This is a genomic window from Prodigiosinella aquatilis (assembly GCA_030388725.1).
Classification (GTDB): domain Bacteria; phylum Pseudomonadota; class Gammaproteobacteria; order Enterobacterales; family Enterobacteriaceae; genus Prodigiosinella; species Prodigiosinella aquatilis.
In genome coordinates this window covers 4,403,899-4,416,208 of the sequence record CP128857.1, presented here as the reverse complement: position 1 = coordinate 4,416,208, position 12,310 = coordinate 4,403,899, and the positions used below count along the sequence as shown (strand labels likewise).

The 12,310-nt window shown below is 51.0% G+C and carries 8 protein-coding genes; 4 read left to right on the top strand and 4 right to left on the bottom strand.

All coding sequences use genetic code 11. From position 1 onward, the window contains the following. Positions 1-6: 6 nt before the first annotated feature. The 4 genes from PCO85_20525 to PCO85_20510 all read right to left on the bottom strand — a co-directional run bounded on the left by PCO85_20525 (position 7) and on the right by PCO85_20510 (position 5,524). Positions 7-1,416, bottom strand: coding sequence for a sucrose-6-phosphate hydrolase (locus PCO85_20525; GenBank protein WJV53508.1), 1,410 nt, complete (start codon positions 1,414-1,416; stop codon positions 7-9). 4 nt (positions 1,417-1,420) lie between these two features. Next, complete coding sequence (locus PCO85_20520) at positions 1,421-2,791, bottom strand: sucrose-specific PTS transporter subunit IIBC (protein WJV53507.1); 1,371 nt, start codon at positions 2,789-2,791, stop codon at positions 1,421-1,423. 81 nt (positions 2,792-2,872) lie between these two features. Next, positions 2,873-4,402, bottom strand: a complete 1,530-nt coding sequence (locus PCO85_20515; GenBank protein ID WJV56159.1) for a carbohydrate porin — start codon at positions 4,400-4,402, stop codon at positions 2,873-2,875. Positions 4,403-4,588: 186 nt separating this feature from the next. After that, positions 4,589-5,524: an aminoimidazole riboside kinase gene (locus tag PCO85_20510; GenBank protein ID WJV53506.1), complete on the bottom strand. Its 936-nt coding sequence runs from the start codon at positions 5,522-5,524 to the stop codon at positions 4,589-4,591. A gap of 333 nt (positions 5,525-5,857) precedes the next feature. Between PCO85_20510 and PCO85_20505 the strand changes: the two genes are divergently transcribed. The 4 genes from PCO85_20505 to casB all read left to right on the top strand — a co-directional run bounded on the left by PCO85_20505 (position 5,858) and on the right by casB (position 12,310). Then, complete coding sequence (locus PCO85_20505) at positions 5,858-6,577, top strand: polymer-forming cytoskeletal protein (protein ID WJV53505.1); 720 nt, start codon at positions 5,858-5,860, stop codon at positions 6,575-6,577. A 284-nt stretch (positions 6,578-6,861) separates the two neighbouring features. Further along, positions 6,862-9,615, top strand: a complete 2,754-nt coding sequence (cas3, locus tag PCO85_20500) for a CRISPR-associated helicase Cas3' (GenBank protein WJV56158.1) — start codon at positions 6,862-6,864, stop codon at positions 9,613-9,615. A gap of 537 nt (positions 9,616-10,152) precedes the next feature. Further along, entirely contained in the window at positions 10,153-11,694 is a 1,542-nt protein-coding gene (gene casA / locus PCO85_20495) for a type I-E CRISPR-associated protein Cse1/CasA (protein WJV53504.1), read from the top strand. Continuing rightward, the gene (gene casB, locus PCO85_20490; protein ID WJV53503.1) at positions 11,687-12,310 is read left to right on the top strand and encodes a type I-E CRISPR-associated protein Cse2/CasB; all 624 of its coding nucleotides are present in this window, start codon (positions 11,687-11,689) and stop codon (positions 12,308-12,310) included. The genes casA and casB overlap by 8 nt, the downstream gene beginning before the upstream one ends.

The window sequence follows — 12,310 nt, the reverse complement described above, 5'->3', positions numbered from 1 at the left end:
AAGGCATCATTCTATCACGCATGGCGCTAACAACCAGTGTTGGAGCGTCAACCTACCGGGACCGCTAAACGTAACGGTGGCGTCACGGGTGGGAAAATAGCGGGCGGACATCACGGCTTCACCGTGGTTGATAAAGATCTCTATGCTGGAGCGATCACAGAGGATCTGTAAATGACTCAGGTTGCCGTGCCAATAACGGTGCTCTGGTTCATCGCTGCGCAGATTACGGCGACTGAGGGTCAACCGTTCTCCGTCCCAACACAGCACCATCAAGTCTGTAAAGTTGAGCTGAAACTCTCCCTGCGAGTCTAGCACCAGCTCGGCATTGCTGGCGGGTAGTACCGGTGCGTAACTTGCTACACCTTGCCAGATGTGTTGCTGGTTACGCAGAATTTGCAGCTCCCGGGCGGGATGCTGAAACAGACGCCCTTCATGTAATGTCAGTTCCCGTGGGCAGGTCATGGTATGGATCCAGCCGTGGGAAAGTGTGGGCTGATGGAACTCATTCTGATCGGGGATACCCATCCAACCAAACAGTAGACGACGCCCATCGTGACTGAGCGTGGTCTGGGGCGCGTAAAACTCAAAGCCGTTATCTAGCTCGTGGAATTCCTGATGCGGGAAATCACCGGTTTCATAATCCAGTTTGCCGATGAAATATCCCGACTGAAAGGTATTGAGGTAGCGTTCTTCTTCCGCGACAAGCCCTTGAGGACAGCAAACCAGTACATCTTGTTGATCAATAGTGAAAAGGTCCGGACATTCCCACATATAACCAAAGTTGCCCAGGCCGCCCAGACCGGAACCGGCAATTTCACCCATAGAGTGCCAGGTATGCAGATCGTCAGAGCGATAAAGCAGCACTTTTCCCTGCAAGTCTTTACTTTGCGCCCCAAGCACCATGTACCAATCGTTATCGTGGCGCCAGACTTTTGGGTCACGGACATGCCCGGTATAGCCTTCCGGCAGTGTTAACACTGGGCCGAGTTTATCAAACTCGCCGTCGGCATTTTCCCGTGCCAGACACTGGTAGGCGGTACGTGATCCATCCTCGTATTTGACATTACCGGTGTAGATCAGCACCAGAGCATCGTTCTCCACCACGGCAGAACCGGAGTAACAACCGTGGCTTTCATAGCTTTCCCCTGGCACCAACGCCACGGGTTCGTGGCGCCAGTGAACCAGATCAGTAGAGCTCCAGTGCCCCCAGCACTTGGCACCATGAGCACAGGCTAAAGGATTCCACTGATAAAACAGATGATAACGCCCTTTGTGCTGCACAAATCCATTTGGATCATTGAGCAATCCGACGCTTGGTGACAAGTGCCAGTATGGACGGTATGGGTCGTATGTCTGGCGGGATTGGCCTGACATCAGAGCATGAACTATCTGTTTTAATAAGTGGATTTCCTTCATTATATTATTCGCTATCCGTTTTATATTTCAGCAGTAATGAAACGGTAAACGCTACCCCGAATGCTATCAGCATGCCAATCAGATAGTTCAGAATTGATCCCGTCTGAACTATAGCCAATCCGGGGATGCCGGTTAAGCCGACGGCGGTCATGTTCACATGGTTGGCAACCACCCAGGCGCCGCCAAGCGCACCGCCTACCAGGGCGGCCAAAAATGGTTTTACAAAACGCAAGTTGATACCAAAGATTGCTGCTTCTGTAATCCCTAGTATGGCCGAGAAGGCCGACGGCAGTGCAATAGCCTTGATTTTGACATTGCGGGTTTTGAAATAAACGGCCAGACAGGCACCACCTTGCGCCACGTTGGACATCGCCCAGATGGGCAGCAGAAAGTTCACGCCGATATTGGGGTTTCCCAGTAATCCTGCCTCAATGGCATGAAAGCTGTGATGAACACCCGTGATGACAATAACGGAGTAAAGGCCACCAAACAACAGACCGGCCAGCCATCCTGCGTGGGTGATGAGCGTGCTTAACACCATTGAAATGCCATCGCCCAACATACGGCCCGCCGGGCCGATTAACAGCATGGCGACAAAGCCGGAGATAATCACGGTCAGGAAGGGTGTGACAATGATATCCAGCGTATTGGGAACCACCTTTCGCAGCCGTTTTTCAACCAGACTCATAAACCAGACTGCCAGCAGTACCGGGAACACCGTCCCCTGATAGCCGATCATGGCGATATCCATGCCAAACAGTGACATGGTTTTGAAACCACCCGCGACACCCCAGGCGTTGGTCAATGCCGGATGGGTCAAAATACCGCCCAGAGTGGCACCGAGGTAGGGATTGCCACCAAATTCCCGCGCGGCGGTAAAGCCGATTAAAATAGGCAGGATGATGAACGCCGCGGAGCTAAACATATCCAGCATAATGAAGATGGCACTGTTGGCATCTGCCCAGCCGTAGGTTTTGATCATGCCCAGCAGTCCCATCAGCAGGCCAGAGGCAACAATAGCCGGGATGATCGGTACAAAAATATTGGAAAGCAGACGAGCGAGGCGTTGCAACGGATTGAGTTTCTGTGCCGCCAGTGTTGCCGCTTCTGTGGTAGTGGATTCGTTGATATCCGCCACCTTGATGAATTCGGCATAGACTTTATTCACCAGCCCGGAGCCGAAAATAATCTGTATTTGTCCGGCATTTTGGAAACAGCCTTTAACCCCTTCGACTTTCTCAATGGCGGCTTTGTCTGCCAGATTGTCATCCTTAAGAACCAGACGCAGACGTGTGGCACAGTGTGCGGCGCTGGCAATGTTTTCCTTTCCACCCAGCAGGGGGATAAGGGAAGCCGCAATGGCTTTAATATCCATGGTATTCCTCTTTATCAATCAGGGACGTATTAGTAACGATATTGGTGAGCTGCTGAGCGCCGACCAGCATCCGGTTAATCATCAGAACCAGGTTTCCATCTGGACACCGAAGTTCCATTCACCGCCTGCCGTAAAGCCCGTCGAACCGAAGGCGTCACTGGTGGAGTAATTATCCAGACGTTTATCCCAGTTCATATAGGTTGCGAATAAACGCAATTCCGGGCGACTGAAGAAATTGGCAATATCGCCGACTTTGAACGTTGGTGCGAATGTCAGCTTATAAAATCCACCACTTACATGATTGCGCGATAAATATCCCTGAGGATTAAGATCCATATACTGATAGCTGCCTTCATAAGCCAGCGCGAAGTTTTCTGTGATTTCCTGAATAAAGCGCGCGTTGAAGGTGGCCCATTGATAGTTATCGCCTTTGACATAACGATTTTTACTGGTTTGTGCCAGAATTGAGGGTGCGAAGCTCCAGGTTTTGTTCAGTGCTGTGGTGCCATAGGTCGCTAGTCGCCAGGTATCTGCATCCTGCGTCAGGTTACCGTCCGAACCGATATTTTTCACTTCTGCCCCCAGCCCGTGTCCATATAACACGGCGGTTTTGGATGTTCCGTCACGCATCCCATAGAAGCTGTCGCCATGCCAGGCCAGCATAGTGTGATAACCCTTGTCACCAGCGTTAACGTTTGTCACCGATGTGCTCAGGTCCACGTCGCTGGTTTCGCGACGGTTATTATTTTTGGCGCTCAAGCCGCTCAGCATAAACTGGAATGGCCCGATCCTGTTGTTACTGGTTAACACATAGTTATGGATTTCGTTATCCCGTGAGGTGATGTCCCCCAGGCTGCGTCCATAAATTGAAACGCTGGTTTTCCAGCCGTCCACGGGTTGTATATCATAGATACCGCCCCCCGTCCCTGCCAGGAAAACGATATCGGAATCAAGCCAATGGATATCAAAGTTATCACGGTCAAAACGTTTACCAGCCCATAATGTGGTGCCCTTGAACGCACCAGTGAAGGTCGGCAGGGAACCCAGTTCCACAAACGCTTCGCGTACGTTCAGATCGCTGGAAGACGCGGTCCAGTCGTTATAGCTGCGCTGACCATCAGCCATCATCACCTTAAAGCGCGTGGTGGCGCCATTGTCCAGCTTGGTTTTGTGCTCCAGTTTCATTTCAAGATAAGTGTCATCTTCATTACCCAAACGGCCGACATAACCACCGGTGCTTCCGGCGGGTGTCATGCTGGGCCCCATGTCGGCATTGGAACTGGTGGTTGAATCATTAATGGACAACCCGGAACGGGCATAACCATGAAATTCAAATCCGTCGGCAAAATTGCTTTTGCTGGCCAGCGTTTCAGTACGCTGGGTTATTTGTCTGGCGGTCTGCTCTACCTGTTCAGTGCGGGCAGTCAGCGTCTGGGCCTCTTTTTCCGCGGCATCGGCTCTGGCTTCAGCCTGTTGTGCGCGTTGTTCCGCTTGTTGCAGACGTTGTTCCAGTGCGTTCAGTCGGGCTTCAATGCTGTCAGCGCTGGCGGCTGATACGTAAGGGGCAGAGAAGATTAGCCCTAGTGTTACGGCGAGATAGCGTGGCTTCATCATTATGGTGTTCTCTTTTTAATTGGAACTATATTGTTTTGCTAAATTGCTAAACCGGTTGTGCAAAGCGAAAATAAAGGTTGAACCAGTGAATTGGCAAGCGAATTTACCAGCCATATCTGTTAACTGTGATCCTGACTGCAAAACAGGTGATAGCCGTTGCTAGTGCTGCAACGGCTGAATTGATCAGTGAATTAGGGGAGAAGGTTTGGTTAACTGATGAGCAAAGGGTAACGCCGTCATGGCGCCTTTGGCGGTGGTCGCCAATGCACCGCAGTTTTGTGCCTGATCGATAATATTTTGCCAGGATGGCAGGAGGTCGAGTGTTTCATATTCCGCCAAACCGTGCAGTAGACCGGCGACAAAAGCGTCTCCGGCACCCGTCGTGTCGACAGGTGTCACCATCGGGGCGTGATAGTGTTGCAAGTGCTGTCGATCCCGCAGCCACACTCCGTATCCGCCTAATGTTACCAGTAGTAATTTCAGCGGATAGCGCGCCATTAATTGCTCAGTTCCTCTGCTGATATCCGTGGTACCGCTGAGTAACTGAAACTCCTCTTGTGACAGTTTCACTACATCCGCTAATGCCATGGCCTGGTCGAGGCAATCCAGCAGTTCCTGGCGGCTGCTCCACATATCTTCTCGGATGTTGGGATCAAAGCTGACCCAGCCGGCTGCGGCTTTGATGTATTTCATCGCCTGAAACGCCGTACTGCGGGACGGCTCCTGAGAGAGCGCGATGGAACATAGGTGTAACCATTCTCCGCGCTGAAAATCCGGTAAATCTTCCGGCTGTAGGAACAAATCCGCGCTGGGACGCACCATAAAGGTAAACGATCGTTCTCCCTGTTTGTCCAGACTGACCACTACCGTTGATGTGCGATGCTGGCTGTCCAATATCATGTTTTTGACATCAACTTTCTCTTTAATCAATGTATTACGTAAGAAGTGACCAAAAACATCTTTACCGACTCGGCCGATAAACCCACTTTGTCCACCTAGTCTGGCAACGCCTACGGCTACGTTGGCAGGGGCACCACCCGGACATCTCAGATAGCGGTCTTTATCTTCTGGAATGAGATCGACAACAGCGTCTCCCATTACCCATATTTTATGTGACATAAGAACACTCTTTACAGGAGTAATTAGACTGTTTGCTAACATAGAAGAATCGGTTTAGCTAATCAACACCTTCATATCTGGAGTGGGGATGTCACCACATTACTCACCAAGAATCTACATGTAACCGGTCGGCAGATGGCGCGACTGATTCAACAAAACCCGGTTTTGTCCGATAACCTAAAAGTAATGCCTGAGAAAGTAAGGGCGATGACTTTATTATCTGAATAACCGCAGTTAAAGGAGGAAAAGACATGGATGGTTACCTGCCGCAGTTTACTTTACCGCTGTTCCTCGTTTTTGTCCTGATACCGCGACTACTGCAGGAATGTTGCCGTGCGTAAATATCATTTTTTGTGGGTTATCTGGGTGATGTGGGCTGGTGGCGTTATTTTCTGGCTGACGGATGCACGTCTTGCATTATCGGCCATGGTATTGCGCTATGGAACCCTGATTGGTCTGAGTCTGATTTTAATCACCCTGATCGCTGTTTTTTTGGGAAGTAAAAGGAGTAACCATATGTTTTCATTTGATAAAAGTAAAAAATCCACTGAAACACTACAAGACGCTAAAACAGTAAATGATGCTGAACAGTCCGTGTCAATGCTACCGGAAACGGCGCTGGTCGCCAGTCCGGTACGGGTAAAAAAAGACACCTTTATTTCTCAGGGTATTCAGCTTGCTGGTCGGGTTGAAGGAAACTGCAACATCACTATTGAAGGCAATATCGACGGTGACGTGCAGTGTGAACACGTGATTAAAGTTGAGCTCGGTGGCAGTGTAAAAGGTGAACTGAGAGCGGAGCAGATTATCGTCAATGGTCTGGTCGAAGGTCAGTTGTATGCCAGTGTCATTAATGTTTTGTCTGCCGGTAATGTACGGGGCGAAGTTTATGTTGATGAATTTACTATTGAGAAAGGGGGAGTATTTATCGGTCAGTCTAATTTGTTGACGCAGACCAAAGAAAAACCGGAGCCAAAGAAAAAAGCCGTAAACAACGCGTCAAATGATAATGATGAAAATAATGTCACTGTGCTGGCTAAGCCAGTTAAATAAATTATTCATATAACGAATAACCTGGATGATTATCAGGAATATAATTAACCTGATAATAAATGTCTGGGCTTTTTTGTCGGCTTTATTAAACATAAATATCGGCTAATCCATGAATAGTGCGAGTGGCAGGAAGGCAGTAACGGAGCGGGTCCTCAGGTGCTTACTTAGGTAAGTGCCTGGGCAAGGAGAGCCAAGGCATCTGCCACTTAACGGATGACGGTATATATCCGTAAATTATGGCGGTATTCTCTATTGTTGTAGCTCTATTCTAAAAATAAGCGATGATGATGGAAAATAATAAAAATGGGTCCGTTCCCCTCTACTACCTTTATTGGGGGAAAGCGAACCGCCCTTCTGGTCATAATACCGATGATGAATATCATCTGCTGCCTTATCACTGCCTGGATGTGGCAGCTTGTGGGTATTGGCTGGTGAAGCAGAATCGCTTTCAGGCGCAGGATATTATGCAGTCGCTTGGGTTAACCGGGAATGCGGCTGCGTTGTGGCTGGCCTGGTTTCTGGCCTGGCATGATATCGGTAAATTTGCCAGAGGCTTCCAGCAACTCTATTCCTGTCCTGATTCACCGCTAGTCAAACCTGCCGGTAAGGCTTATCTGGAGCGCCACGATTCGCTGGGTTTCTGGTTGTGGAATGAGGTGCTTTATGATCGCTGGCAGGCTGATCCCACCTGGTTGCCACACGCTACGGTACCTGAAAAAATGGAGAGATCAATTGAGATATGGATGCGATTGGTGTGCGGACATCATGGTAAACCGCCGCTCCATAAGGACAGTCTGAGTCCGGCGTTTCATGCTGATGATTATCAAGCCGCGCAGGATTATCTGACTGAGCTGCACCGTGTTTTTCCCTCCTTAACCGCGTTCCCCTCACAATTTGCCGATAAAAACTGGCGACAACAGTTGATTCAACACAGTTGGTCTCTGGCGGGTATCGTGGTGCTGGCGGACTGGCTGGGTTCTCATCAGGACGACTTCCCCTATCGGGCAGAACCGATATCGTTGGTGGGGTATTGGCATCAGCACGCGTTACCTCAGGCCAAGATTGCGGTGGGCCGGTTGCCATCAGCACCCGTTGTGAAACCGTTTCAAGGCATTAGCGGACTATTCCCGTTTATCCAGCAGCCCACGCCATTGCAACAACAGGCGCTGGCGGTGGATATCACCGCACCCGGCCCGCAGTTGTTTATTCTGGAAGATGTGACCGGCGCAGGCAAAACTGAAGCGGCGATGATTCTGGCTCATCGCTTGATGAGCCAGCAAAAAGGGCAGGGGATTTATGTCGGGTTGCCGACGATGGCCACCGCCAATGCGATGTACCAGCGTTTGTCGCGGGCTTATCGGGCACTGTACGTGGAGGAACATCAACCTTCACTGATGCTGGCACACGGCGCGCGCGAGATGGTAACCGCGTTCCGTCAGTCATTATGGTCCGAAGATAACCGCGGACAGGCACAGTATGATCAGAGTGAATCCAGCGCCAGTGCAGCCTGCAACAATTGGTTCGCTGACTCGCGTAAAAAGGCGCTGTTGGCGGATGTTGGGGTTGGAACGCTTGATCAGGCGTTAATGGCGGTGATGCCTTACCGGCATCAATCACTCCGCTTGCTGGGGTTATGCAACAAAATTCTGCTTCTGGATGAAGTTCACGCCTATGACGCCTATATGAGCAAGATTCTGGAAAACCTGCTGGCGTTTCATGCCCGACAGGGCGGCAGTGCGGTTATTCTCACCGCCACGTTATCTTCCTCCCAACGTGAACGGTTGTTGCAGGCTTTTCATCAAGGGATGAACGCGCTAGCGATACCACTTCATCCTGAGGAGGACGCCGGATACCCGTGGTTTACCCACCTGACACAACAACATTTGACCGAGTTGCCGCTGGCGACCCGTCCGGAAGTACAACGCTCGGTACAGATCCACTGGCTAACGCAACGGGAGCAAGGGATCGACATTATTCGCCAGGCGCTGGAGGCCGGGCAGTGTATTTGCTGGATCCGCAATACTGTGGATGATGCGATAGCGGTGTATCAGCAATTACGTCAAAGCCCGTGGCTACCGCAAGAAAATCTACTGTTGTTTCATAGTCGTTTTGCATTTTGTGATCGCATGGAGATTGAGCAACAGGCGTTGGCGTGGTTTGGTAAATCCGACCAGGCGCCGCAACGGTGCGGCAAGGTGCTGATCGCCACGCAGGTAGTAGAACAGTCGTTGGATATCGACGTGGACGTGATGATAAGCGATCTGGCGCCGGTGGATTTACTGATTCAACGTGCCGGACGGTTACAGCGCCATATCCGTGCGCTAGATGGCCATTGTAAAACCAACCTGGACGCTGAACCGCAGCACGATGAACGTCCGGCCGCCACTCTACATATTCTGGCACCGGAATGGCAACCTGAGGCGGAGGCTTCCTGGCTGGGCAGTGAGTTACGCCACAGTGGTTTTGTCTATCCCGACCAGGCGGTGCTGTGGCGGACACAGGCGGTGTTACGTGATAGCGGCGCTGTTCATATGCCGGAAGATGCCCGCATGCTGATCGAAAGCGTCTATGAGGAGCAGATCCCTGCGCCTGTCGCATTGCAGGATATCGCCAATCAGGTGCTGGGTAACACCTACAGCCAGCGTTCAGTCGCTAAACAGTCGTCACTCACTATGGCGCAAGGGTATTCCATCACCTCCAGTGATCGCGGGTGGGGAGAAGAGGTCGATATCTTTACCCGGCTGGGTGCGGCTTCTATCGACGTTTATCTGGCCTGGCAGTCAGCCACTGACAATGAACTTCCGCAACCTTATGCCGGAGCCGGTGAATTCGGCTGGGATAAAAGTCGTTTATCGGTGCGGGAAAGCTGGTGGCAGAGGCATGAAAAAGCACTGCCGGTATTGCGGGACGAACGATTGGGACGGTTTCGCCAATGTTTGCACCGCCCGACGGCGCAGGTATTGCTGCTGACGCCGGGCGAGACACCTACGTTTTACCGTCAGGAAACGGGGCTGACCGTCCCGGAGACAAAGAATTAAGGTGCCCCGCTAGTGCGGGGCTTATCCCCGCTAGTGCGGGGAACGTCATATATATCATACTGATATACGGTTTATCCTCACTGATGTGAGGAACCATTGCTTTATGATTTTACCTGTATGTGGAAGAAGGTAAAATTTAATTTTAAGGATTTATTTATATATTACTAATATACTTTTACTTTTCGTCTTGGTGTTTCTATAATTAATCTTAGTGGTGGTTGACCCATAGACGGTGTGGTTTACCCCTTTAGTAACAGAACACACAGTTTATGAGTCGGGTCGCTCTGTCATCTTAATGGTGTGTTCTGTCTTCCACAAATTAAAAATAAGGAAACACCAAATGATTTTTTTAGTGCCAATAACCATAAAGTTTAATTTTTATCGTGGTTTTGATGACAAAAAAGTGAATAGCTCCAATGCTATGGTCGTGCCGTTAAAAACAGAATGCAGGCAAAACTTCTGGCAACGCCTGTGTAGAAAACAAAAATAAGTCTTAATCCTGCCTTACGGATGAGGCGTAACTGAGGAGATAGATCCATGTTTTCATTGATTGAAGCGCCGTGGTTACCGGTTATCCGCGCTGATGGGCGTCAGGACCAGATTTCTCCCCGACAGTTAACTGACGATCAGGTGATTGATCTTGACTGGCCGCGTGCGGATTTTCAGGGTGCGGCCTATCAGTTGCTGATTGGCCTGCTGCAAACTGCCTATTCACCGGAAGATGAAGAAGCGTGGCAGGAGGTGTGGGATAACGGGCTGGGAGAGGGTTGGCTGGCGGCGTTAATTTCGTTGGCACCCGCCATGCAGTTTGGGCCGCAAAAACCGGCATTTTTACAGGATTTCTCCTCACTCGACAGCGATCCAATGCCGATCTCCGGCCTGCTGATTGAGGCTCCCGGCGGTAATACTCTCAAGCTAAATAAAGACCATTTCATCAAGCGTGGCACAGTCAAGGCCATTTGCCCACATTGCGCCGCGATGGCGCTCTATACCTTACAAACTAATTCTCCCTCCGGCGGTGTGGGGCATCGTACCGGGATGCGCGGTGGTGGGCCGATCACCACGCTGCTGATGCCGACGGATAACCATCAGCCTCTGTGGCGCAAACTGTGGATGAATGTGATGACACAAACGGTGATCCCCTGTTCCGGTTGCTCGTCAGCGGTATTCCCGTGGTTGGCTGCGACCCACACCAGTGAAGGGGATAAAGACAAAGTGACGCCGGAAAACGCCGATGAGCTACAGGCGTACTGGGGAATGCCTCGGCGCATTGAAATCGATTTCAGCCAGTCACAGGCTGGGAAGTGCGATCTGTGTGGCACGGTGTCAGCGTCGTTACTGACCCACTACCGTACAAAAAATTACGGTGTTCAGTACGACAGTTGGCAGCACCCGCTAACGCCGTACCGCCAATCGCTAAAAGATGGATTGCTGCTGTCCGTGAAGGGTCAGCCGGGAGGGCTGGTGTACCGCGACTGGCTGGGCGTGGTGCTGGGCAATGAAGATCGTAATAACGTCACGATCCCGGCCAGAGTGGTGCAGAAAAATCACGGTTACAAATGTTTGCGCAGAAAAGTCGGGCTGTGGTGTTTTGGCTACGATATGGACAATATGAAAGCCCGTTGTTGGTATGAGCACCATGTTCCCTTACTGGAGGGGGCTAGCCCGGAAATCCGAGATTATCTGGCGTTGGCGATTGAGCTGGCAACCGATACGCAGACGCTATTGCGTCAGTCGGTAAAAGAGGCCTGGTTTGATCGCCCGAAAGATGTGGGGGGAGATTTCAGCTTTATTGATGTGGCCTTCTGGCAGGAAACCGAGCAGTTTTTTGTCCGGCTGTATCAGAATCTGGTTAACGGTCAACCGGCAGCGGAAGCGCTCAGACAGTGGCAGCACGCGCTGTATCTCTATCTGCTCGGCACCTATGACCGTCTTACCTTTGGCAACCCGGATCAACACGGCGATTTACTGCGGGCAGTAGGCGCACGCAACAAAATGGTGAAATTCTTTTACAGTCAAAAAATTGCCAAACTGATTAAGCAAATGCAGCCAGAAAACATGGAGGCTCAGAATGGGTAATACCGCAACACTGCTGATGGTGAAAAACCTGATGGCGACCCGTATCAATACGTGGTTCGATAATCTGCAAAACCGCCATAACGAAAGCCACAATGGTCGCGCCGAGCGGGCAGAATTGCGGCGCACACTGCCGCCTTACGGCGCGCTGACCTGTGCTGGTTTCCGCCGTCTGGCCAATATGCTGCCGGACTTACTGGGTGGCAGTGAAACCCGTCTGCTGGCGCTGGCGGTGTTTACTGCCGTGGCCGCCCATGCGGAAGGTAATAACCGTGAGAAAAGTTTTGCCGCTCAGTTAGGGGAAAAAATTAAAGGGACGGATCGTACTTACTTATCAACGCTGCGTTTTGAACGTTTACAGCGTGCCACCTCACCAGAAGAGTTCTGTCGTTTGCTGATCCGTGCAGTGAAAATTCGTGGTGAGAAAGGTGTGAATCTGCCCTCACTGGCGGATGGAATTTTCCTGTGGATGGCGGAGTGGCAGGCGCGACAGCATAACGAAGTCCCCGGCATCGATCCTTTTAAACGCAATGCAGTGCGCTGGGCCTGCGAATACGGCCAGGCAACACAAACTTCCGTAATAGACGAAACGACAGCCGCGATTTCAGATAAGGAATAA

Bases quoted from the DNA above. Each gene is read 5' to 3' on its own strand.
- PCO85_20525 (WJV53508.1), bottom strand. From the start codon at position 1,416: ATGAAGGAAATCCACTTATTAAAACAGATAGTTCATGCTCTGATGTCA.
- PCO85_20520 (WJV53507.1), bottom strand. From the start codon at position 2,791: ATGGATATTAAAGCCATTGCGGCTTCCCTTATCCCCCTGCTGGGTGGA.
- PCO85_20515 (WJV56159.1), bottom strand. From the start codon at position 4,402: ATGAAGCCACGCTATCTCGCCGTAACACTAGGGCTAATCTTCTCTGCC.
- PCO85_20510 (WJV53506.1), bottom strand. From the start codon at position 5,524: ATGTCACATAAAATATGGGTAATGGGAGACGCTGTTGTCGATCTCATT.
- cas3 (WJV56158.1), top strand. From the start codon at position 6,862: ATGATGGAAAATAATAAAAATGGGTCCGTTCCCCTCTACTACCTTTAT.
- casA (WJV53504.1), top strand. From the start codon at position 10,153: ATGTTTTCATTGATTGAAGCGCCGTGGTTACCGGTTATCCGCGCTGAT.
- casB (WJV53503.1), top strand. From the start codon at position 11,687: ATGGGTAATACCGCAACACTGCTGATGGTGAAAAACCTGATGGCGACC.